Origin of the sequence: Deinococcus sp. AB2017081 (assembly GCF_034440735.1) — a bacterium.
Lineage (GTDB): Bacteria > Deinococcota > Deinococci > Deinococcales > Deinococcaceae > Deinococcus > Deinococcus rufus.
Genome location: NZ_CP140098.1, coordinates 1,130,177 through 1,151,361, shown reverse-complemented (window position 1 = coordinate 1,151,361; position 21,185 = coordinate 1,130,177). Strand labels below are relative to the sequence as shown.

Genomic DNA, 21,185 nt, shown 5'->3' with positions numbered 1-21,185 from the left:
GGGTGCAGGCGGGGGGCGCGGGGCTCGGGCCCGGCGTCAGGGCTCGGGGGACGCCCAGTGGTACGGGAGGTACTTGCCGGCCATGGTGATCACGACGCGGTCGCCGTCCGGGTGGGGTTCGCGGTGCAGTTCCAGCCGGAAGTTGATGGCGCTCATGATCCCGTCGCCGAATTCCTCGTGGATCAGGGTCTTCAGGGCGGGGCCGTACACCTGCAGCACCTCGTACAGGCGGTAGAGGGTGGGGTCGGTGGGCGGCAGCGTCTGGAACGCGCCGCGCATGGGCACGCCGGTCAGGGCGGGCGCGTGCGCCGGGTCGAGGCCCAGCGTGCGCAGCAGCGTCTGCGCCAGCGCCAGCGGCATGGGGTGCTGGCCGTCCAGCGCGGCGGCCAGCCACACGCGATCCGTGCCGGTCTGGGCGGCCAGTTCGGCCAGGGTCAGGCGGCGCTCGTGGCGGGCCGCGGCGAGCTGCGCGAGGAGTTCGGGGCGGGTGGGCGTGGGGACAGTCGTGGTCGTCATGCGAGGGCCACCTCCGGGCGGATGGGCGTGCCGGCCACCGAGTGGGCGGGCAGCAGCGTCACGGGCGTGCCCTTGAAGGCGGGCATGTTCGAGTGCGGGTCGAGGGTGTAGGGGTCGGTGAGCAGGTTCGCGGTGTCCGGCCAGTGGAACGGCAGGAACACCGTGTCGGGCCGGATGGCGGGACTGATCGACACGGGCAGGGTGGTCACGCCGTGCACGGTGCGCAGGGTCACGTGGTCGCCGGGGCGCAGGCCGTGGTCGCGGGCGGTGTCCGGGTGGATCTGCGCCGTGTTCTCGGCCTTCAGGGCGGCGTTGCGGCGGGTCTGCGTGCCGCTCTGGTACTGGTTCCCGAGCCGCCCGGTGGTCAGGGTGAGCTGCCTTGGCGGGGTGGGGAGCGGGAAGGTCGGCGCGTGCAGCGTGGCGAGGCCGTCGCCGGTCGGGTACGTGGGCGCGTAGGCGTACGGCGTGTCGGGGCCGTCGGCGCTGCGCACCGGCCACTGCGCGGTGGCGCGGTCGAGGCGTTCGGCGCTCAGGCCGGAGTAGTCGGCCTTGCCGCCCCTGGTGGCGCGGAAGAACTCGTCCTGCAGGTCGCGGAAGGTGGCGTACGTGAAGCCGTGCGGGCGGCCGACGGCGTGGGCGAGGTCGCACAGGATGCGCCAGTCCTCGCGGGCCGCGCCGGGCGCGGTGATGGCCCGGCGGCGGCGCTGCACGCGGCCCTCGAGGTTGGTGGTCGTGCCCTCCTCCTCGCACCACATGCTGCCGGGCAGCACCAGCGTGGCGAGCTGCGCGGTCTCGCTGGGCAGGAAGTCGATCACGATCAGGTGCTTCAGGGCCCGGAGGTTCTCCGTGACCTGTCCGGCCCCGGCGGCGCTCACGACCGGGTTGGAGCCCAGCACGATCAGCGCCTCGATCTCGCGGCCGCAGGCGTTCAGGAGGTTCTGCGCGGAGTGGCCGGGGCGGGGCAGGTCGGCCTCCGGCACGTCCCAGAACGCGGCCATCTCTGCGCGGTGGCGGGGGTCTTTCAGGGAGCGCGCGCCGGGCAGCTGGTCGTTCTTCTGGCCGTGCTCGCGGCCGCCCTGGCCGTTGCCCTGGCCGGTCAGGGTGCCGTAGCCACCGCCGGGCTTGCCGAAGTGCCCGGTCAGGTAGGCGAGGTTCAGCCAGGCCTGGACGGTGTCGGTGCCGTGGGCGTGCTGCTCCGCGCCGCGCCCCGTGAGGATCAGGGGTTTCGCGGCGTCGGCGTAGCGGCGGGCCAGGGTCAGCACGTCCGCCTCGGGCAGGCCGCACTCGTGGGCCACGCGGGCGGGGGGGTAGTCGTCGGCCTGGGCGAGCACGGCGGGCATGCCGTGCGCGGGCGCGGTCGGGCGGATCTTCCCCCACAGCTTCATGAGGTGCAGCACGCCCAGCGCGAGCACGCCGTCGGTGCCCACGCGGGGCGCGAGGTGCTGTCCGGCGACCTTGGCGGTGGTCGTGGCGCGCGGGTCGATGGCGTAGATGATCCCGCCGCGGTCTTTGGCGGCCTTGAGGTACTGCATGATCGGCGGCAGCGTCTCGGCGATGTTCGCGCCGACGAGCAGGATCAGGTCGCTTTCTCCCATGTCGGCCAGCGGGAAGCCCAGGCCGCGGTCGTAGCCCACGGTGCGGTTCAGGGCCGCCGACGCGCTGGACATGCAGTAGCGGCCGTTGTAGTCGATGTTCGCGGTCTTCAGCGCCACGCGGGCGAACTTGCCGAGCAGGTACGTCTTCTCGTTGGTCAGGCTGCCGCTGCCGAACACGCCGACCGCGTCGGGGCGTGTAGCCAGCAGCGGGGTCAGGGCATCCCGGACATAGGCCAGCGCCTCGGCCCAGTCCACCGGGACGAGTTCTCCATTCTTGCGCAGCAGCGGAGTCGTCAGGCGCTCCGGGTGGCGCAGGTCGTTCAGGGCGGCGAGGCCCTTCTTACACACGGTGCCGTGCGCGACGGGGCAGTCCTTGGTGGGGGCAGCCCTGACGGGCAGGCCGCGTTCGATGTGTAGGTCGAAGGTGCACTGCACCGCGCAGTACGGGCAGGTGGTGCGGACGATGCGCGCGTCGGTGGTGGTGGGCGCGGTCATGCCGTCCACGTTGCCTGTCTGGTGGATACCACGTCAAGGCCAAACCGGTCTGGCGTCACCAGATTGGCCAACATTTCGCACGATCTGTCTACACTTGTGCAGGGTGTCCATCATATTTTGCCGTTTTGGACAGGATCAGCTTGACAATCTGCATCCAATCCTGCTCAATAGGGCGCGACGGAGGCCACTCCGGCCTGCGTGCGAAGGTGGCACGCCCCCGGGAGGAGATATGACGAACACCCCCAACCCAGCTCCGCACCGCCCGCACGTTGTGGTGATCGGCAACGGCATGGTCGGCCACCGCCTGGTCGACCAGCTGCGCGCCCACGCCGACGCGACCGCCCTGCACATCACCGTGATCAGCGAGGAACCCCGCCTCGCCTACGACCGCGTGCACCTCTCCTCACACTTCGACGACCCCCGCCCCGACCTGGCGCTGGCCACCGAGGACGGCTACGCCGAGCAGGGCGTGACGGTCGTGTACGGAAAGGCCGAGCACGTCGACGTGACCGGCCGCACCGTGACCGTCGCCGGGCGCGTGCTCGACTACGACGCGGCCGTGTTCGCCACCGGCTCGTTCCCCTTCGTGCCGCCCGTGCCCGGCCGGGACGCGGCGGGCGTGTTCGTGTACCGCACCCTCGACGACCTCGACGCGATCCGGGAGGCCGCCACGCACGCGAAGACCGGCACGGTCATCGGCGGCGGCCTGCTCGGCCTGGAGGCCGCCGGGGCGCTGCGCAAGCTGGGCCTGGAGACGCACGTCGTGGAGTTCGCGCCGCACCTGATGCCCGCGCAGCTCGACCCCGAGGGCGGCGCGACACTGAAGCGCACCATCGAGGCCATGGGCATCGGCGTGCACGTCAGCAGGGCCACCACGCAGCTCACGGTGGACGCCGCCGGGGGCGTGTCCGGCCTGGACTTCGCCGACGGCACGCACCTCGACACGGATCTGCTGGTCTTCTCGGCCGGCATCCGCCCGCGCGACGACCTCGCCCGCGCCGCCGGCCTGACCGTGGGCGAGCGCGGCGGGATCCAGATCGACGACACGGGCCGCACCAGTGACCCGCACGTGTACGCGGTGGGCGAGTGCGCCCTGCACGACGGGCGCGTGTATGGCCTCGTGGCCCCCGGCTACCAGATGGCGAAGGTGGCGGCCGCGAACATCCTGCGCAGCGTGGGCGTGCTGGACGGCGAGCCGCTGCACTTCCGCGGGGCCGACCTGTCCACCAAGCTCAAACTGCTGGGCGTGGAGGTCGGCTCCTTCGGCGACGCGAAGGGCGCGACGCCAGACTCCCGCACGGTCAGCCTGAGCGACAACGTGCGCGGTACGTACTCCAAGCTGGTGCTGTCGGCCGATGGCAAGGCGGTGCTGGGCGGCCTGCTGGTGGGCGACACTTCCCGCTACAGCGACCTGCTCGACCTGACGCTGTCCGGCACGACCCTGACCGTGCCGCCCGAGACGCTGATCGTGCCGCCGCTGCCCGGCGGGGCCGTCATGACGTCCGCCGACGCGCTGGTGTGCTCGTGCGAGAACGTCCGCGCCAGCGCCCTGTGCGCCGCGATCGGTGACGGCGCGCGCGACGTGGCGAGCCTGAAGACGTGCACCGGCGCGGGCACCGGCTGCGGCGGCTGCGTGCCCAGCATGCACGGCCTGCTGCAGAGTGAACTGCGCCGCCTGGGCGAGACGGTCACGAACCACGTGTGCGAGCACTACCCGTACTCCCGGCAGGAACTGTTCGACGTGATCCGCGTGAAGGGGCACACCACCTGGGACGAGGTGCTCGCCGCGCACGGCACCGGCCTGGGCTGCGAGATCTGCAAGCCCGCGGTGGGCAGCATCCTGGCGAGCCTGCACAACGACCTCATCGTGAAGCCCGAACATGCGCCGCTGCAGGACACCAACGACGCGTTCCTGGCGAACATCCAGAAGAACGGCACGTACTCGGTCATGCCGCGCGTGCCGGGCGGCGAGATCACCGCCGAGGGCCTGATCGCCATCGGGGCGGTCGCCAAACGCTTCGGGCTGTACTGCAAGATCACCGGCGGGCAGCGCATCGACCTGCTCGGCGCGCACCGCGACGACCTCCCGGCCATCTGGGAGGAACTCATCGCGGCGGGCTTCGAGAGCGGGCACGCGTACGGCAAGAGCCTGCGCACCGTCAAGAGCTGCGTCGGCAGCACGTGGTGCCGCTACGGCGTGCAGGACTCCACCTCCCTCGCCGTGCGGCTGGAGCTGCGCTACCGCGGCCTGCGCAGCCCGCACAAGCTCAAGAGCGGCGTGTCCGGCTGCACCCGCGAGTGCGCCGAGGCCCGCAGCAAGGACTTCGGCATCATCGCCACCGAGAAGGGCTGGAACGTGTACGTGGGCGGCAACGGCGGCGTGACGCCCAAGCACGCCGTGCTGCTCGCCAGCGACCTGAGCGAGAACGAGGTCATCACGCTGCTCGACCGCTACCTGATGTTCTACGTGCGCACCGCCGACCGCCTGCAGCGCACCAGCACGTGGCTGGAGAACCTCGAGGGCGGCCTGGACTACCTGCGCAGTGTGATCATCGACGACCGCCTGGGCCTGTGCGCCGAGCTCGACGCCGAGATGGCGCGGCACGTCGGCACGTACCAGGACGAGTGGGCCGCGGCGGTCGCCGACCCCGCCATCCGCGCCCGCTTCCGCACCTTCGTGAACTCGGATGCCCGCGACGACGGCATCCAGTGGGTCGACGAGCGCGGCCAGATCCGCCCCGCCTCCCTGCATGAACTCGTCCCGCTGCCGATGGCCGGCGGCGACGACTGAGCGCCGTGACGATCCGCACCGGATGGGGCGTGGTCGGACAACAACGACAACCGCCGCTGCGCCCGTCATCCACGTCCCCTTCCCCGCACACCCCTCCCCCAAGGAGTCCCGCATGACCCTGATGTCCTCTCCCCCGTCCTCCGCGCCGTCGTCCTCGTGGACGGCCGTGTGCGCCCTGCGCGACATCCTGCCCGGCCTGGGCGTGTGTGCCCTCGTGAACGGCGAGCAGGTCGCCGTGTTCCACGTCGCCGGCCGAGTGTACGCCGTCGGCAACCGCGATCCCCGCACCGGCGCGAACGTCATCTCGCGCGGCCTGACCGGCAGCTACACGAAGGGCGGCGAGACGCGCGTGAAGGTCGCCTCGCCGCTGCTGAAGAACGCCTTCGATCTCGCGACCGGCGAGTCCCTCGACGACCCGGCCACCGCGCTTCCCACGTACCCGGTGCGGGTGGAGGGAGGTGACGTATGGATTGGTTCGGCGGTCTGAAGGTTCTGAGCCTGGAATCCCGGCGCAGCGAGGAGATGGCCACGCTGATCGAGAAGTACGGCGGTCACGCCACCGTGGCCCCCAGCATGCGCGAGCAGAAGCTGGATCTGACCCAGCCGCTGGCCGCCTTCGAGCGGGACCTGCGCGGCGGCATGATCCACGCGCTCGCGTGCATGACCGGCGTGGGCACGCGGCTGTTCCTGCGGGAACTCGTGGCCCGCGACCCCGCGCTGCTGGATCTCCTGAGGGACGTGCCGCTGATCGCGCGCGGCAGCAAGCCCCTGCAGGCGCTCAAGGAGTTCGGGCTGACCGGCGTGAATGTGCCCCGCCCGCACACCTGGCAGGAGGTCATGGAGGCCCTGAGTGCGCGCCTGGAACGCGGTCAGCACGCCGTGATCCTGGAGTACGGCGAGGCCACGCCCACCGCCATGCTGCGCGAACTCGGCTACGTCGGGATCCGCGTGAGCTCGGTGCCCGTGTACCGCTGCGCGTTCCCGCTCGACACCGCGCCGCTCGCGCAGGCCGTGCGCGACGTGGTGCTGGGGGGCCCCGACATCCTGCTGCTGTCCAGCGGCACGCAGATCCTGCACTTCCTGAAATACGCCGAGAAGATGGGCCTGCTCGACGAGACCCGCGCCGCCCTGAACCGTCTGGTGCTCGTGAGCATCGGCCCGGCGTGCAGCGAGGCCGCGGCCGACCTGGGCCTGCGCATCGACCTGGAGGCCAACCCGCACAAGATGGGCATCCTGGTGCGCACCGCCGCCGAGCACGCGCCGGGCATCATCGCCGAGCGGACGCTGCGCAAGACCGGCTGACCCCTTGCACCCCGGAGCCGGAGCGGACTGCCGGGATGCACCGCTCCACCTCCCCGCGACGATCTGGCCGGCCGTGCCTCTGGAACCCCCGGGCACGGCCGGTGCCCTGCGCCTCGCCGTCCGGCGCACCTCGCCCGCGGCTACAGCAGTCGCCCGTCATCGCCGGGATCCGGGGTCTGCACCGGCACACCACGGGCGTTCAGGGCGTCACGCAGCATGGGGATGTTCTTCAGGGCGTGGCCCTTCGTCGTGTTCTGAAAGAACACGTACAGCTCGCTCAGATCATCGTTCACGACCGCGATCTTCTCGGCCCACTCGTCCATCTCGGCGCGGGTGTACCGGTAGTCGTGGCGTTCGGCGGCGCTCGTGCCTTCCCACCAGCTGCCCGCATTGCGGCCGTGCAGCCGCAGGTATCCGACATCGCCGGTCACGTGCACCTGCGGTTCGGGCATGCCGCCCACCGGCGGATAGTCCGGACTGACCCAGATCAGGCCGTACTCGCCCATGCCGTCCCGGACTTCGGGTTTATCCCAGCTGGCATGCCGGAGTTCCACGGCCAGTTCATGTCCGGCGAAGCGTTCGGCGAGCATCAGCAGGTACTTGCGGTTCTCGGCGGTGCGGTGAAAGGAAAACGGAAACTGCGCCAGGTACGGCCCCATCATCCCGGCCTCGCGCAGCGGTTCGGGGCTCTGGAGCATGCGGTCGTAGTCCACATCGGTGGGCGCGCGGTCATGGGTGAAGGCCTTGTTGAGCTTCACGGCGAAGCGGGTACGCCCGCCGCTCTTGCGGGCCATACCCTCGAAGGCCTTCAGGCCAGGAATGGCGTAGAAGGAACTGTTGAGTTCCACCGCATCGAAGTGGCGGGCATACGTGTCGAGGTAGGCGTCTTTCCTCACGCCCTCGTAGATCAGGCCCGGGGCCGCCCAGTCGTCGTTGCTGTAGCCGCCGCAGCCGATGTACACGCGCATGACTCCAGCTTACGGGAGGCCGGACGGCGTGACCGGCGGCGTGAAGGGCCGCGCAAGACGCGCTCAGTTCAGGCGCGGGTGCCGGTTCAGATTCGTCCAGAACGAGCGGATGGTGTGCATGGCCTCGCGGAACTGGGTGAAGTCCAGCGGCTTGATCACGTAGGCACTCGCGCCGTGGGCATAGGAATCGCGGATGTCCCGGTCTTCCCCGCTGGTGGTGAGCATCACGACCGGAATGGTACGCAGCTCTTCCTCGGCACGGATGGCGTCCAGCACGGCCAGACCGTCCATCTGGGGCATCTTGAGATCCAGCAGGATCAGGTCCGGCAGGTGCTCGGTGCCGCGTCTCAGCGCGTCCCGGATGATCGAGATGGCCTCGACGCCGCTGCTGGCCACACCGACCTGATAATCGATGCCGTCACTGCCCATCTCGCCGAACGCGTTCATCGCCAGTTCCAGATCATTCGGGTTGTCGTCTACGAGCAGGATCCTGCGGGTCTTCACGTCTCTCCCAGATTGAACCAGGCTGGCGGCGAGTGAACACGGTTCATGACGAGCCGTCCGGGCCAGCGATTCCTGCCCTGTACAGATTCTATCAAAGAGCATGAAGATTCTTTAAAGATTTGGCACAGTTGGGTGGCTGGGGCGGCACCTCGACAGGCACGGTGCCCGCCACCTCCAGCGCGGGTAGACTGCCCGCCATGCTGACCAAGCGCATCATTCCCTGCCTGGACGTGCAGAGCGGCCGGGTGGTGAAGAACGTCCGCTTCTTCGAGGACCACCGCGACGCCGGCGATCCGCTGACCCTGGCCCAGGCCTACGAGGCGCAGCAGGCCGACGAACTGGTGTTCTACGACATCACCGCCACCCATGAGGGCCGTTCACTGATGCTGGACGTGGCCGCGCAGGTCGCCGAGCAGGTGATGATGCCCCTGACCATCGGCGGCGGCGTCAATGCCCTGTCCGATTTCCGCTCGCTGCTGCTGGCCGGCGCGGACAAGATCAGCGTGAACTCCGGCGCGCTCACCCGCCCGGAGCTGATCCGCGAGGCCAGCGACCACCACGGCGCGCAGTGCGTGATGCTCTCCATCGACGCCAAGCGCCGCCCGGACGGCAGCGGCTGGAACGTGCACCGCGCCGGCGGCCGCGTGGACACCGGCCGCGACCTGATCGAGTGGGCCGTGACGGGCCAGACCCTCGGCGCGGGCGAGATCTGCCTGAACATCATGGACGCCGACGGCACCCGCGCCGGCTTCGACCTGGAGGCCACGCGCGCCGTGTCGCAGGCCGTGGATCTCCCCGTGATCGCCTCGGGCGGCGCGGGCAGGCTGGAAGACTTCCGCGACGTGCTGCTCGGCGGCCCGGACGGCGGGCACGCGGACGCCGCCCTGGCCGCCAGCGTGTTCCACTTCGGGGAGCTGACGGTGCCGCAGGTGAAGGCGTACCTGCACGGCCAGGGCGTCCCGGTGCGTCCCGAATGGAGGGACGCGTGAGCGCCGCGCTGGACGACGTGCGCTTCGGCGCGGACGGCCTCGTGGCGGTCGTCACGCAGGACGCACGCACCGGCGCGGTGCTGATGCAGGCGTACGCCGACCGGGCCGCGATCGAGCGCACCCTGAGCACGCGCGAGGCCACGTACTGGTCGCGCTCGCGTGGCGAGCAGTGGGTCAAGGGCGCGACGAGCGGCCACACCCAGCGCGTCGTGGACGTGCAGCTCGACTGCGACGGCGACAGCGTCCTGTACCGCGTCGAGCAGACGGGGCCGGCATGCCACACCGGCGAGTACTCCTGCTTCCACCGCCCCCTGCTGGACGGCACCGCGCCCGCCGCCGGCCTGGACGGCACGCTGGAACGCGTGTACGCCACGATCTCCGAGCGTCTCGCCACGCTGCCAGAAAACAGTTACGTGGCGAGATTGCACGCCGGCGGCATTGACCGCGTGCTGAAGAAGATCAGTGAGGAGGCTGGCGAGGTGCTCCTGGCCGCCAAGAACGCCGACCGCGCCGAACTCGCCACCGAGGCCGCCGACCTGATGTTCCACCTGCTGTTCGCCCTGGCCGAGGTCGGCGTGTCCCCCGGCGACGTCGCGGCCGTACTCCAGGCCCGTGAGGGGAAGACCGGACTCAAGGGGCCTAAAGAAGTGGGATAGACGGAAGTCGGGTCACCCCGCCGACGTCGAGGGAAGCCGACCCGAATCCGCACCGGCCGATCAGGGCCGCGCCGATCCACGCGACGATCATGCCGTGCGGGTCACGGCTGGTCGCCGGTGCGGATCTCGCGGCCCTCGCGCATCCAGCCCAGCGTGCCGCCAGAGAGGTTCATCACGCCCGTCCGGCCCTGCGTGGCCAGGTATGAGGCCACCTGGGCACTGCGCCCGCCGCTGAGGCACACGATCACGGCGGGGGTCTGGATCTCGCCCTCGCGGCCCTGGAGTTCGGAGAGGGGGATGTTGATCGCGCCGGGGAGGTGGCCCTGCGTGTACTCGCCCGGTTCCCGGACGTCGTACAGGGCGGCTCCGTCACGGAGGGTGGCGTCGAGTTCAGCGGTGAAGATGTCTGTGTAGCTCATGCGTTCGTCTCCTGTGGGTGGATCGGTGCGTCTACCTGGTGGGCAGGCCCGCGCCGCGCCATGCGGTGATCCCGCCGCCGAGGTTGCGGGCATCCAGGCCGGCGTCCGTGAGGAGGCGGGTCGCCTGGGCGCTGCGCGCACCGCTGGCGCACTGGCACACGATGATCCTGCCCTTCGGGAGGGTGGTCAGCCTGGCGGGCAGGTCGCCCAGGGGAATGTGCGTGCTGCCGGGAATGGACAGCGCCTTACGTTCGGCGGCGCTGCGGACGTCGAGCAGCACCGCGCCGGACGTCACGAGCGCCTGTGCTTCCTGCGGGCTGAGGGACGGTGGGCCCTGGAGGCCGCTCACGAGGTTCCTGAAGAATGCGATCATCTGGGCCGCCCTGGAAGGATGGGAACGGAGGGACTGTGGAGGGTCAGACGGCCGGAGCCGACCTGATTCCGGCCAGCTCCGACGCGGTCGCGTTCAGATGGGGTGCGGGTCGCGGGCCTGGGCCGCCGCCCACGCGTCGTACCCGCCGGCGAGTTCGCTGACGTGGAAGCCCTCGGCGCGCAGCAGGCTCGCGGCGGCGGCACTGCGCGCTCCGCCCTGGCAGTGCACGACGATCTCCCGGTCACGGGGCAGCGTGTCCAGCGCCCACGGCAGACGGCCCGCGTGCAGGTGCCGCGCGCCGGGGAGGTGGCCGGCGTCGTATTCGGTCTTCCTCCGCACGTCGAGGATCAGCGCACCGTCGTGCCGCGCCAGCTCACTGGCCGGGAGGGGCGGCGCGGGCTGGGCGTCCAGGCCGTCGGCAGTCGCAGTGAAGCCCACCACGCGGTCGATGCCGACCATCCACAGCCGGCGGCGCAGGGCCTCGGCGCGTTCCGGCGTCGCCAGCAGCACGTAATCACGGGCGGGGTCGAGGAGCCAGCCGGCCCAGGTCTCCAGCGTGTTCCCGTCGGGGAGGTTCACGCTGCCGGTGGGCGCGCTGGCGTGGTGCTCGGCGCGTGGGCGGGTGTCGATGAGGCGCGCGCCGGCCTCCAGGCGCTCGTGCACGGTGGCGGCGTCCAGCCGGGGCAGGGGGCGCACGTCGCCCAGCAGGGCGGGGCCGGCGCGGTTCTGCACCTTCATGCGGCCGTAGTACAGGGGCGCGTCGGGCTGGCCGGACAGCAGTTCGTCCGTGAAGGCCTGCTCGTGCCCGGTCTGCACCAGCGGGGCCCACCAGCTCAGGGCGCGTTCGTAGCCGACGGTCGTGCTCGGCACCGCGCCCAGCGCCTTGCCGCACGCGCTGCCCGCGCCGTGACCGGGCCAGACCTGCACGAAGTCCGGCAGGGTCAGGAAGGTGTCGCGCAGGGACGCGAACAGCTGCCGTGCGCCGGCGTAGCGGGTGTCCGCGCCGCCCGCGGCCTCGTCGAGCAGGTCGGGGCGGCCGAGGTCGCCGACGAACACGGAGTCGCCGGTGAAGACCATGACCGGCGTGTCCCCCCGGGGGGTATCGGTGAGCAGGAACGACACGCTCTCCGGCGTGTGGCCGGGCGTGTGCAGCACCTCCACGCGCAGGTTGCCGACCATGAACGCGTCGCCGTGGTGCAGGCCGGTGTGCGGGAAGGCGTACGCCCACTCCGGGCCGCCCTCGCCGGAGAGCAGGAGCTGCGCGCCCGCAGACGCGGTGAGTTCGCGGCTGCCGCTCAGGTAGTCGGCGTGGATGTGCGTCTCGGTGACGTGCGTGATCCGCAGGCCCTGCGCGGCGGCAGCGCGCGTGTAGATGCCGATGTCGCGGACGGGATCGATGACCAGACTCTCGCCGGTCTTCTGGCACCCGAGCAGGTAGGACGCCTGGGCCAGATCCGGATCGTAGAAGCGTTCGAAGTACATGCGGGTCTCCTGGCGGAACCGGCTGTGGAAGGACTGGCCCGTTCCGGATGGCTTGACCCTAAACCCCCCAGGGGTATACTGTCAACAAAGTGACCGAACATGTCAGCTGTTCCATCCACATCGCCCCGCGCCGGCCATCCACCACAGGCCACCGGCCCGCACCGCTCCGCCGACCGCACCCTCCCGATACCCCCATCATCTGGCCGTCGCGCCGACACCTGCCGTTTCCCCCCCACCTGAGCGATACTGGGGGTCACGCCTCCCCCACCCCACCCCGCGAAAGGAACGCCATGACGACCCCGCCCACTCCCCCACCCCTCAGCGACACGGACGAACGGGTTCTCAAGCGGCTTCGCCGTATCGAGGGCCAGGTGCGCGGCCTGCAGCGCATGATCGAGGAAGGCCGCGACTGCCACGACATCCTGATCCAGCTCTCTGGCGTGCGCAGTGCCCTGGACGCCGCCGGCGAGCAGATCCTTGAACAGTACGCGTCCGGCTGCCGCGCCCACCCCGGCGAGAAGGTCACCCCACAGGACGTCGTCCGCGCCGTGAAGCTCCTGCGCGGGTAGACGAATCCACCCAGAACCGACGCCGACGAGGACAGACCCTCGTCGGCGTCGGTTCTGGGTGCCCGGTCAGCCCGCCTGGACGGCCGCCAGTGTCCGCTCGATCTCGCCCTTGGGCACCGCGCCCACGATGCGCTCCACGGGCTGCCCGTCCTTGAACACGATCATGGTGGGAATGCCCTGCACCTGGAACGATCCGGGCGTGCGGGGGTTCTCGTCCACGTTGACCTTCACCACGCGCACCTTCCCGGCCTGCTCGCGGGCGATCTGCTCCAGCACCGGCCCGACCACGCGGCACGGCCCGCACCACGGGGCCCAGAAGTCCACGATGACCGGCACGCCCGCCACGATGTCGGCGGCGAAGCTGTCGTCCGTGCCGTCGTGCAGCCACGGCAGGTTCGCGCCGCAGCGGGCGCACGCCGGCACCTGCCCGGCCGGAACAGTCTGCACGCGGTTCTTCGCGCCGCACTGGGCGCAGGTCAGGATGTCGCTCATCTCGTCCCTCCTCTACGCGTACTTCAACGCCGCCATGAGTTCCTCGACGATCTCCACGGTGTCGCCGCGCTCGTGGGCGGTCGCCACGTGCGCCTCGAGGTGACCGCGCAGCACGACCTCCGTCGCGCCGCTCAGCGCGCCCTGCACGGCCTTGATCTGCCGCAGGACGTCCACGCAGTACACGTCCTCGTCGTCGAGCATCCGGACGATGCTCTCCAGATGGCCGCGCGCGATGCTCAGGCGGCGGCTGGCGCGCTTGCGGGCGTCCTCGGGCATGCACAGCTTGCCTTCCACGTGGCAGTGCGGGGCGGTGTCGGCGCTCATTTCACGACCCTTTGCCACGCCGTGTACTGCGTGATCTCGGCCTGCTGCGCGCGGATGATGTCGGCGGCCAGGGCGCGCACCTGCATGTCCTGCGTGTGCGTGGGCGCGAGCTTCGCCATGGCGATCGCACCACGGTGGTGGGGGATCATGCCGGTCAGAAACCAGCGATCCACGCTGCCCATGACCTCCATGTCCATCCCCATGCCCTTCGGGGTGTAGTCCTGGCCCGTCCACGCCCTGATCCAGCCGGTCATGGTGGCGATCTCCTGCTCCTGTGCGGCGATGACCTGCTGCGCGGCGGCCTTCACGCGGGCGTCCTGGCCGCGCATGACCTCCATGCGGGCCATGTCGATGGCGGCCTGATGGTGGTCGGCCATGAGCTGCGCGAAGCGGACGTTGAAGGCCCGGCCGCGCAGGGGGCGGAGTTCGGCGGTCATCTGTTCGCCCATGGCCTGCATGCTCATGGGCATGTCCATGCCCGCCATGCCGTGCGCTCCGTGATCCATGCTCCCCATGCCGCCTGCCATGGGGGCCCCGCCCCCGCCCGCGAGGGCCGCGCCGGTCAGCAGCAGGGCCAGGGTCAGGGTGCGGATCATGCTCCGGCGACCTGGGCCGAGTAGCCCTCTTCCGTCACGGCGGCCAGCATGGCGTTCCGGTCGGCGTCGCCCTGCACGGTGGCGCGGCCGCCGGCGAGGTCGACGGTCACGGCCTGCACGCCGGGGATGGCCCTCAGGGCCCCCTCGACGGCCTTCACGCAGTGGCCGCAGGTCATGCCGGTGATGTTCAGTTCGGTGGTGGGGGTCGTCATGCCCGGAGGCTAGACCCTCCCCCGGGGGGCTGTCAACGGCGTGGGGCACACAGTGATCCTCAATCCTCCACTCAGATGACGGCTGGATGGGTGCTGGACACCTTGTATTCAAACCGGCCTGGGCGTAGCCTGAACCCGTATCCCCCCCTGGGGGGTCAGGAGATGCCATGAGCAAGACCATCGAACTCGAGATCGGCGGCATGACCTGCGCCGCGTGCGTGGGGCGGGTCGAACGTGGACTGAAGAAGGTGGACGGCGTGCAGGACGCGACCGTGAACCTCGCGACCGAGCGGGCGACCGTGACCTTCGACCCGGCCGTGACCGGCGTGCCCGCCCTGATCGGGAAGGTGCAGGACACCGGCTACGAGGCCCGCACGGCACACACGGAGCTGAGCGTGACCGGCATGACCTGCGCGGCGTGCGTGGGCCGCGTGGAGCGGGCGCTGCGGAAGGTGGACGGCGTGCTGGACGCCACCGTGAATCTGGCCACTGAGCGGGCCAGCGTGGACGCGCTGGGCAGCGTGAGCGTGGGCCAGCTGAAGGCCGCCATCCGCGACGCCGGGTACGACGTGCTGGACACCGGGGCGGGGGCCGCCCGCGCCGACGCCGAGCGGGCGACGCGCGAGCAGGAGGTGCAGGACATGCGCCGCGCCGTGGTGTTCAGCGCCGCGTTCGCCGTGCCGCTGCTGCTCCTGGCGATGCTGCCCATGCTGTGGCCCGCGCTGGAGATGTGGCTGATGGACACGGTGGGCATGCAGACCCTGAACGTGGTCATGCTGGCGCTCGCCACGCCGGTGCAGTTCGGCCCCGGGCGGCGCTTCCTGAAGTCCGGGTGGGCGGCGCTGCGCCACCGCAGCCCCGACATGAACTCGCTGGTCATGATCGGCACGCTGGCCGCGTACGGGTACAGCGTGCTCGTGACGGTCGCGCCCGGCCTGTTCCCGGCGGGCAGCGCGCACGTGTACTTCGAGGCGTCCGCGGTGGTGATCACGCTGATCCTGCTGGGCAAGTACTTCGAGGCCGTCGCGAAGGGCCGCACGAGCGAGGCCATGAAGACCCTGCTGGCCCTGCAGCCCGCCACCGCCACCGTCGTGCGCGGCGGCCAGGACGTCGAGCTGCCCGTGGACGACGTGCGCGAGGGCGACGTGATCCGCGTGCGCCCCGGCGGCAAGGTGCCGGTGGACGGCACCGTCGAGAGTGGCGAGTCGTGGGTGGACGAGAGCATGATCACCGGCGAGAGCGTGCCCGTCGCCAAGAGTGCGGGCGCGGCCGTCGTGGGCGGCACCCTGAACGGGAACGGCACCCTGACCTTCCGCGCCACGCGGGTGGGGAACGACACGGCGCTCGCGCAGATCATCCGGCTGGTCGAGACGGCGCAGGGCAGCAAGCCGCCCATCCAGGGCCTCGCCGACCGCGTGGTGGCGGTGTTCGTGCCGATCGTGCTGGTCATCGCGGCCCTCACGTTCCTGACGTGGTGGCTGCTCGGCGGCCCGGACGCGCTGTCGCAGGCGCTGGTGCACACGGTCGCGGTGCTGATCATCGCGTGCCCGTGCGCCATGGGCCTCGCCACGCCGACCAGCGTCATGGTCGGCACGGGGCGCGCGGCGGCGCTGGGCGTGCTGTTCCGCAGCGGCACGGCCCTGGAGGCGCTGGGCGGCGTGGACGTGATCGCCGTGGACAAGACCGGCACCCTGACCCTGGGGCACCCCGAGCTGACCGACCTGCACGTGCAGCCGGGCTTCGAGCGGGCGGACGTGCTGCGCGTGATCGCCGGGGCCGAAGGCGACTCCGAGCACCCCATCGCCCGCGCGATCATCGGCGCGGCCACCCGCGAGGGGCTGGACGTGCCGGTCGCCACAGCGTTCCAGGCGCGGCCCGGCCTGGGCCTGGAGGCCACTGTGGACGGGAAACGCGTGCAGATCGGGGCCGACCGCTACATGACCGAACTGGGCCTGGACGTCGCGCCGTTCGCCGCGCAGGCCGCCCGCCTGGGCGACGAGGGCAAGAGCCCGCTGTATGCCGCCGTGGACGGCACCCTGGCCGCCGTGATCGCCGTGGCCGACCCCGTGAAGGCCGGCAGTGCCGAGGCCGTGCGGGCGCTGCACGCGCTGGGATTGAGGGTCGCGATGGTCACCGGCGACAACGAGCGCACCGCGCACGCCATCGCCCGCAGCCTGGGCATCGACACCGTGCACGCGGGCGTGCTGCCCGGCGGCAAGAGCGACGTCGTGGCCGCCCTGCAGGCGGGCGGGGCGCGCGTGGCCTTCGTCGGCGACGGCATCAACGACGCCCCCGCCCTGGCGAGCGCGGACGTGGGCGTCGCCATCGGCACGGGCACGGACGTGGCGGTCGAGACGGCCGACGTGATCCTGATGGCCGGCGACCTGCGCGGCGTCCCGAACGCCGTGGCCCTGAGCCGCGCCACGCTGCGGAACATCCGCCTGAACCTGTTCTGGGCCTTCGCGTACAACGTCCTGCTCATCCCGGTGGCGGCGGGCGTCCTGACGCCCTCGCTGGGCGTGAACCTGAACCCCGTGCTGGCGGCGGCGGCCATGGGCCTGAGCAGCGTGTTCGTGCTCACCAACGCCCTGCGGCTGCGGGGCTTCCGGGCACCCGTGTCCGCGCAGGCGGTGGCGGCGCGTCCGGCCGGACAGCCCGTCCCGGCGTAGGCCGCCGCGTTCCGTCCCCCCGGACGGCGTGCCCACCGGCGGGCGTACACTCGCCCCCAGTGAGCACGCCGTCTGCCCTGCCGCCGCTGAACGCCCGTGCCCTGGGACTGGCACTGCTGATCACGCTGATCTGGGGCGTGAACTTCATCGTGATCAAGTGGTCGGTGGCGGGCGCGTCTCCCCTGCTGGTCGCCGCGCTGCGCTTCGCGGTGGCCGCCGTACCTGCCGTGTTCTTTGTGGCCCGGCCCCGGATGCCCGCCCGCCTGCTGTGGAGCTACGGCCTGACCGTGGGCGTGATCCAGTTCGGTCTGCTGTACCTCGCCATCCAGCTCGGCATGAGCGCCGGCCTGGGCTCGCTGCTCATGCAGATGCAGGCCTTCTTCACGGCGCTGCTGGCCGCCCGGTTCCTGGGGGAACGCATCCAGCCGTGGCAGGCGGCGGGCATCGCGCTGGCCTTTGCCGGGATGGGCGTGATCGGCGGGCTGTCCGGCGGCGACCTGCCGCTGGTCAGCCTGGGCCTGACGCTGGCCGCTGCGCTGGGCTGGGCGGTCAGCAACCTGCTGGTGCGGGCATCGGGCGGCGCAAACATGTTCAGTCTGGTCGTGTGGAGCGCCCTGATCCCTCCACTCCCCCTGACCCTGCTGGCTGGACTCACGGGTGGCTGGGAGGCCGTGGGCCGCACGCTGACCCAGTCTGGGCCGGGGTTCTGGGCGGCCATCGTGTTCATGGGCCTGGGGAACACCGTGCTGGGCTTCGGCATCTGGGCCGCGCTGATCCAGCGCCACGGGGCGGGCCGGGTCGCGCCGCTGTCGCTGCTGGTGCCGGTGTTCGGCATCATCGCCAGCGCTGTCGCGTACCACGAGGCCTTCCCACCCGGCAAGGCGCTGGGGGCCGTGCTGGTGTTCGTGGGGCTCGTCCTGCACGTGTTCGGTGGGCGGTGGTGGCGCACGCGCACCGCGCGGTCAGTCGCGTGACCGCCGGCCGGCCCGCACCGCGTCCTTCAGGGCGAGGGTCAGGAGGGTCAGCAGCAGCACGGGCCACGCCAGCCCCTCCGGGGTGTCCAGCCACGTCCAGCGGGAAAAACTGATCAGCTGCCCCAGATCCGCGTTCAGTGGCACGGCGGTGACATCCGGCACGGTGTCCAGACCGTCTGTGAAGGCCACGGTCAGGGTCGGCTGATCGTGAAAGCCCAGCACCCCCAGTTCCATGAGCCACAGGAACACGGCGCTGAGCACGCTGCCCAGCACGGCGGGCAGCCGTGGGTGCAGGTGAGGCCACACGTGAACCCGCAGGATGTGCGCGGCCGGGCCACCCAGCGCGGCGGCACCCTCGACGAAGCCCTCGCGGCGCACCGCCGCCACCTGCGCCGACACCAGCCGCGCCGTGAGCAGCGCCACCGCACCCGCCAGCACCAGCCGGAACGACCCCCGACCCAGCAGCAGCGCCGCGACCAGCAGCGCCGGCAGCTCCGGCACCCACGCGCCCCGTCCATGCCAGCCGCGCCACAGGCCCAGCGCGCGTGGCAGGACACACGCCGCGTCCCGCCCGAAGCGGTCGGTGCCCAGTGGGGCCAGGGGATCGCCCACCCGCAGGGGCGGCGTGCGCAGCGCGGCGGCATCCGTCACGCCCGGTGGGGCGACCAGCGCCCGCACCGGGCACTCGGCGCGTGGAGCCAGCAGCGCCACGAGCAGCAGGGGAAGCAGCAGCCACCTCACACGTCCTCCGGCGGCGGGCGCGGATCCAGCCGGTGCCCGGCGTGGCGCAGCACCGTGCCGGCCACGCCCCCCAGCGCGATCAGGGCAGCCAGCGCGAGGGCCAGCGCTCCCTCATCGGTTGGGCCGGCAGCTGTGCCCCCCAGCGTGGCCTGCACCGCCTGGTACACCGCATTGCCCACGCCCGGAAACTGAAGCAGGCCCTCCAGCACCGCCAGCGAGACGACGACGTTCAGGGCCTCGCCCGCCAGGGTGCGGGCCGCGACGGGCCGCCCCACCGCCCACGCCCGGGCCGAGAGCCGCGCCTCGGGCAGACCCATGGCGCGGCCCACCCGGGTGAAGGGCGCGCCCCAGGCGTCCCGGAAGGCCCCGAGGCCCTGCACCGTGGCGCGGGCAGCCACCGGCACGGCCAGGGCACACGCGAACAGCAGCAGCATCAGCGGCGCCCAGGGGGTCAGCGGGAACGTCCAGCCGCGCGGTACCGTGACTGCCAGCCCCAGGGCCAGCGCCGCCACCAGCAGCAGGAAGGGCGGCACGGTCTCCAGCACCCACAGCGCCCCTGGCCGCACGCGCCGGAGCACACCCACCAGCCCCCATGCGAGCAGCGTGCCCAGCAGCAGATACGTGCCGGTCAGGACGACCTCCGGCGCGACGGTCGCCCACGTGTCCGGGGTCGCCGCCGCCCACAGCGCCGCGCCATACGCGGCGAGGCGCTCAGGCCACGGAAGCGACCGGTTCAGGCCCAGCCACAGCGCCGCGTGCGCCAGGGCGAGCAGCCCCAGCCGACCCACGGGCGGGGTGATCAATGCTGAGGCCACACGACCGGCGCGTGACGGTCAGGGCGGGTTCCATGATCCACGTCCGCAGCGGAAGAAGCGCCGGTTCTCCGGCCCGGAGTGCAGTCAGGACAGGCCGGATTCACGTCTCGCCGGGGGACAGGCACCATACGCCATCGTACCGGCCGGCCGGTGGGCCACGTGCCGGATGCGGCGGCACCGCAGGCGGGGACATACTGCGCTCCATGATCCGGGCACAGGTGCTGGGCCGACCAGCAGAGGACAACGCGCTGTGGATCACGGCGGACAGCGGGCAGGGCCGCACGCGGCTGCTGCTGGACTGCGGGGCCGGCGTGCTGCATGGCGTGCCGTTCGCGGACGTGCAGGCCACGGATCACCTGCTGTTCTCGCACCTGCACATGGATCACGTGGGCGGCTTCGACGACTTCTTCCGCGCCACCTTCGACCGGCCGCAGCCCGGCCACGTGTGGGGGCCGCCCGGCACCGCCCGCATCCTGGGGCACCGCTTCCAGGGGTACTGGTGGAACCACGCGCCGGAACTGCGCGGCCGGTACGTCGTGCACGACGTTCACGACAGCCACGTGCAGTCCTTCCGCTTCGAGGCCCACGAGGCCTACGCCACCCCGCACGACGAGGGCACGCGCCCGCACGACGGTGTGATCCTGACCACCCCGGAGGTCAGCGTCCAGGCCGTGCCCCTGGAGCACCACGGGCGCAGCCTGGGCTTCATCCTGCGCGAGCCGGAGCGCGTGAGCGTGGACACGGCGGCCCTCGCCGCGCTGGGCCTGCAGGGCGGCCCGTGGCTCGCGGCCCTGAAACAGGGTGCGACCGGCGAACTGGACGTGAGCGGCACCGTCCACGACGCCGACACCCTCCGCGCGGCTGTGCTCCGGCGCGAGGTGGGCGGAAGTCTCGCGTACTTCACGGACTTCCTGCTGGACGGAGCTGAACAGGCCCGGCTGGCTCCGCTGCTGAACGGCGTGCAGACGCTGTATGCCGAGGCGCAGTACGCCCCGGAGGACGCCGAACTCGCGCACCGGCACCAGCACACCACCGTTGCGCAGGTGGCCGCGCTGGCCCACGCCGCGCAGGTGCAGACCCTGACACTGCTGCACCTGTCGCGCCGTTACCGCCCAGAACGCTGGCCCGAGCTACTGGAGACCGCCCGGCAGACCTTCGCGGCCACGTCGTTCCCGGACGGCTGGCTGACATAGTCACCGGATCGCGCGCGGCCAGCGTCAGGGGGTCGTGGGGATCATGCTCCAGCGTACGCGCCCCACGGCCGCCGAACTGACAGACTCCGTCAGGTTCAGCCCTGCTCGCCCTCGTCCAGTGCCTTCACGACCTTCTCGCTCCACGTCCGCCCGGCGTCCCCGCCCCACAACAGCCACGCAATGTACCCACGCGACGGAGCCTTGCCGCCCTTCCCCGTCTGGTCGAGGTTGTCTCCGGCATGCCGGGGGAAGTACCGGCTGATGTGCCGCGCCTTGCGGGCCGTGACCGTACCGCCCTCGGCCAGGAGCCGCGCCGTCGCCTCTCCGACCTTTGTGCCGCCGAAGCCGTGTTCGGCGCGGAGTTCCAGGCCGCGTTTCGCGTTCTCCTGGACGCCTTTCGGGATGCTCAGATCCACCGCTTTTTTCGCCATGCTCCACCGTGGGCGACGGTGCCCGGCGCTTCCGTGGGGCAGCGCCCAGTCTCAAGGCCGCGTGAACAGCGGGCCGCCC

General features: G+C 71.6%; 23 protein-coding genes. 9 read left to right on the top strand and 14 right to left on the bottom strand.

The features are described from left to right. Nucleotides 1-36: 36 nt before the first annotated feature. Together cynS and U2P90_RS05630 are read right to left on the bottom strand one after the other, a co-directional pair. The gene (cynS, locus tag U2P90_RS05635; protein WP_322474139.1) at nt 37-516 is read right to left on the bottom strand and encodes a cyanase; all 480 of its coding nucleotides are present in this window, start codon (nt 514-516) and stop codon (nt 37-39) included. Beyond that, a complete protein-coding gene (locus U2P90_RS05630) occupies nt 513-2,606 on the bottom strand; it encodes a molybdopterin oxidoreductase family protein (protein ID WP_322474138.1) in 2,094 nt (697 codons plus the stop codon). The genes cynS and U2P90_RS05630 overlap by 4 nt, the downstream gene beginning before the upstream one ends. A 229-nt stretch (nt 2,607-2,835) precedes the next feature. On the opposite strand from U2P90_RS05630, the gene nirB reads away from it, so the two are divergent. The 3 genes from nirB to U2P90_RS05615 all read left to right on the top strand — a co-directional run bounded on the left by nirB (nt 2,836) and on the right by U2P90_RS05615 (nt 6,699). Further along, a complete protein-coding gene (gene nirB / locus U2P90_RS05625) occupies nt 2,836-5,397 on the top strand; it encodes a nitrite reductase large subunit NirB (RefSeq protein WP_322474137.1) in 2,562 nt (853 codons plus the stop codon). A gap of 112 nt (nt 5,398-5,509) precedes the next feature. After that, entirely contained in the window at nt 5,510-5,884 is a 375-nt protein-coding gene (gene nirD, locus U2P90_RS05620) for a nitrite reductase small subunit NirD (protein WP_295822482.1), read from the top strand. Further along, entirely contained in the window at nt 5,863-6,699 is an 837-nt protein-coding gene (locus U2P90_RS05615; RefSeq protein ID WP_295822484.1) for a uroporphyrinogen-III synthase, read from the top strand. Before nirD ends, U2P90_RS05615 begins: the two co-directional genes overlap by 22 nt. Nucleotides 6,700-6,839: 140 nt before the next feature. On the opposite strand, the gene U2P90_RS05610 is transcribed toward U2P90_RS05615, so the two are convergent. Together U2P90_RS05610 and U2P90_RS05605 are read right to left on the bottom strand one after the other, a co-directional pair. After that, nucleotides 6,840-7,667 (bottom strand): DUF72 domain-containing protein, encoded by an 828-nt coding sequence (locus tag U2P90_RS05610; protein WP_295822486.1) that lies wholly within the window; start codon nt 7,665-7,667, stop codon nt 6,840-6,842. Between the two features lie 63 nt (nt 7,668-7,730). Next, nucleotides 7,731-8,171: a response regulator gene (locus U2P90_RS05605; RefSeq protein WP_295822488.1), complete on the bottom strand. Its 441-nt coding sequence runs from the start codon at nt 8,169-8,171 to the stop codon at nt 7,731-7,733. Between the two features lie 197 nt (nt 8,172-8,368). On the opposite strand from U2P90_RS05605, the gene hisF reads away from it, so the two are divergent. Then, nucleotides 8,369-9,160 carry an imidazole glycerol phosphate synthase subunit HisF gene (gene hisF / locus U2P90_RS05600; protein WP_322474136.1) on the top strand — a complete coding sequence of 264 codons (792 nt, stop codon included), beginning with the start codon at nt 8,369-8,371 and terminating at the stop codon, nt 9,158-9,160. Beyond that, the gene (hisIE, locus tag U2P90_RS05595; protein WP_322474135.1) at nt 9,157-9,816 is read left to right on the top strand and encodes a bifunctional phosphoribosyl-AMP cyclohydrolase/phosphoribosyl-ATP diphosphatase HisIE; all 660 of its coding nucleotides are present in this window, start codon (nt 9,157-9,159) and stop codon (nt 9,814-9,816) included. The genes hisF and hisIE overlap by 4 nt, the downstream gene beginning before the upstream one ends. 101 nt (nt 9,817-9,917) lie before the next feature. Here hisIE and U2P90_RS05590 read toward each other — a convergent pair whose 3' ends face one another. The 3 genes from U2P90_RS05590 to U2P90_RS05580 form a co-directional block, all read right to left on the bottom strand. Next, a complete protein-coding gene (locus tag U2P90_RS05590) occupies nt 9,918-10,235 on the bottom strand; it encodes a rhodanese-like domain-containing protein (RefSeq protein WP_322474134.1) in 318 nt (105 codons plus the stop codon). A gap of 31 nt (nt 10,236-10,266) precedes the next feature. Next, the gene (locus U2P90_RS05585; RefSeq protein WP_295822495.1) at nt 10,267-10,608 is read right to left on the bottom strand and encodes a rhodanese-like domain-containing protein; all 342 of its coding nucleotides are present in this window, start codon (nt 10,606-10,608) and stop codon (nt 10,267-10,269) included. A 93-nt stretch (nt 10,609-10,701) separates the two neighbouring features. After that, nucleotides 10,702-12,090 (bottom strand): MBL fold metallo-hydrolase, encoded by a 1,389-nt coding sequence (locus U2P90_RS05580; RefSeq protein WP_322474133.1) that lies wholly within the window; start codon nt 12,088-12,090, stop codon nt 10,702-10,704. Between the two features lie 290 nt (nt 12,091-12,380). Here U2P90_RS05580 and U2P90_RS05575 point away from each other — a divergent pair, with 290 nt between their 5' ends. Next, the gene (locus U2P90_RS05575; protein WP_295817751.1) at nt 12,381-12,659 is read left to right on the top strand and encodes a metal-sensitive transcriptional regulator; all 279 of its coding nucleotides are present in this window, start codon (nt 12,381-12,383) and stop codon (nt 12,657-12,659) included. Between the two features lie 66 nt (nt 12,660-12,725). On the opposite strand, the gene trxA is transcribed toward U2P90_RS05575, so the two are convergent. The 4 genes from trxA to U2P90_RS05555 are packed head-to-tail and all read right to left on the bottom strand — an operon-like array spanning nt 12,726 to nt 14,283. Continuing rightward, entirely contained in the window at nt 12,726-13,151 is a 426-nt protein-coding gene (trxA, locus tag U2P90_RS05570) for a thioredoxin (protein ID WP_322474132.1), read from the bottom strand. 12 nt (nt 13,152-13,163) lie between these two features. Then, complete coding sequence (locus U2P90_RS05565; RefSeq protein WP_295817672.1) at nt 13,164-13,475, bottom strand: metal-sensitive transcriptional regulator; 312 nt, start codon at nt 13,473-13,475, stop codon at nt 13,164-13,166. Continuing rightward, complete coding sequence (locus tag U2P90_RS05560; RefSeq protein ID WP_322474131.1) at nt 13,472-14,071, bottom strand: DUF305 domain-containing protein; 600 nt, start codon at nt 14,069-14,071, stop codon at nt 13,472-13,474. Before U2P90_RS05560 ends, U2P90_RS05565 begins: the two co-directional genes overlap by 4 nt. Then, entirely contained in the window at nt 14,068-14,283 is a 216-nt protein-coding gene (locus tag U2P90_RS05555; RefSeq protein ID WP_322474130.1) for a CopZ family metallochaperone, read from the bottom strand. The genes U2P90_RS05560 and U2P90_RS05555 overlap by 4 nt, the downstream gene beginning before the upstream one ends. Nucleotides 14,284-14,450: 167 nt before the next feature. On the opposite strand from U2P90_RS05555, the gene U2P90_RS05550 reads away from it, so the two are divergent. Then, the gene (locus tag U2P90_RS05550) at nt 14,451-16,952 is read left to right on the top strand and encodes a heavy metal translocating P-type ATPase (protein WP_322474129.1); all 2,502 of its coding nucleotides are present in this window, start codon (nt 14,451-14,453) and stop codon (nt 16,950-16,952) included. An 86-nt stretch (nt 16,953-17,038) separates the two neighbouring features. Further along, nucleotides 17,039-17,926, top strand: coding sequence for an EamA family transporter (locus tag U2P90_RS05545; RefSeq protein ID WP_416173942.1), 888 nt, complete (start codon nt 17,039-17,041; stop codon nt 17,924-17,926). On the opposite strand, the gene U2P90_RS05540 is transcribed toward U2P90_RS05545, so the two are convergent. Together U2P90_RS05540 and U2P90_RS05535 are read right to left on the bottom strand one after the other, a co-directional pair. Continuing rightward, complete coding sequence (locus tag U2P90_RS05540) at nt 17,915-18,667, bottom strand: hypothetical protein (protein WP_322474127.1); 753 nt, start codon at nt 18,665-18,667, stop codon at nt 17,915-17,917. The genes U2P90_RS05545 and U2P90_RS05540 overlap by 12 nt on opposite strands. Further along, nucleotides 18,664-19,470 carry a hypothetical protein gene (locus U2P90_RS05535; protein WP_322474126.1) on the bottom strand — a complete coding sequence of 269 codons (807 nt, stop codon included), beginning with the start codon at nt 19,468-19,470 and terminating at the stop codon, nt 18,664-18,666. Before U2P90_RS05535 ends, U2P90_RS05540 begins: the two co-directional genes overlap by 4 nt. Before the next feature lie 215 nt (nt 19,471-19,685). On the opposite strand from U2P90_RS05535, the gene U2P90_RS05530 reads away from it, so the two are divergent. Beyond that, nucleotides 19,686-20,675 carry an MBL fold metallo-hydrolase gene (locus tag U2P90_RS05530; RefSeq protein WP_322474125.1) on the top strand — a complete coding sequence of 330 codons (990 nt, stop codon included), beginning with the start codon at nt 19,686-19,688 and terminating at the stop codon, nt 20,673-20,675. A 95-nt stretch (nt 20,676-20,770) separates the two neighbouring features. On the opposite strand, the gene U2P90_RS05525 is transcribed toward U2P90_RS05530, so the two are convergent. Next, nucleotides 20,771-21,106: a DNA-binding protein gene (locus U2P90_RS05525; RefSeq protein ID WP_322474124.1), complete on the bottom strand. Its 336-nt coding sequence runs from the start codon at nt 21,104-21,106 to the stop codon at nt 20,771-20,773. Nucleotides 21,107-21,185: the final 79 nt, after the last annotated feature.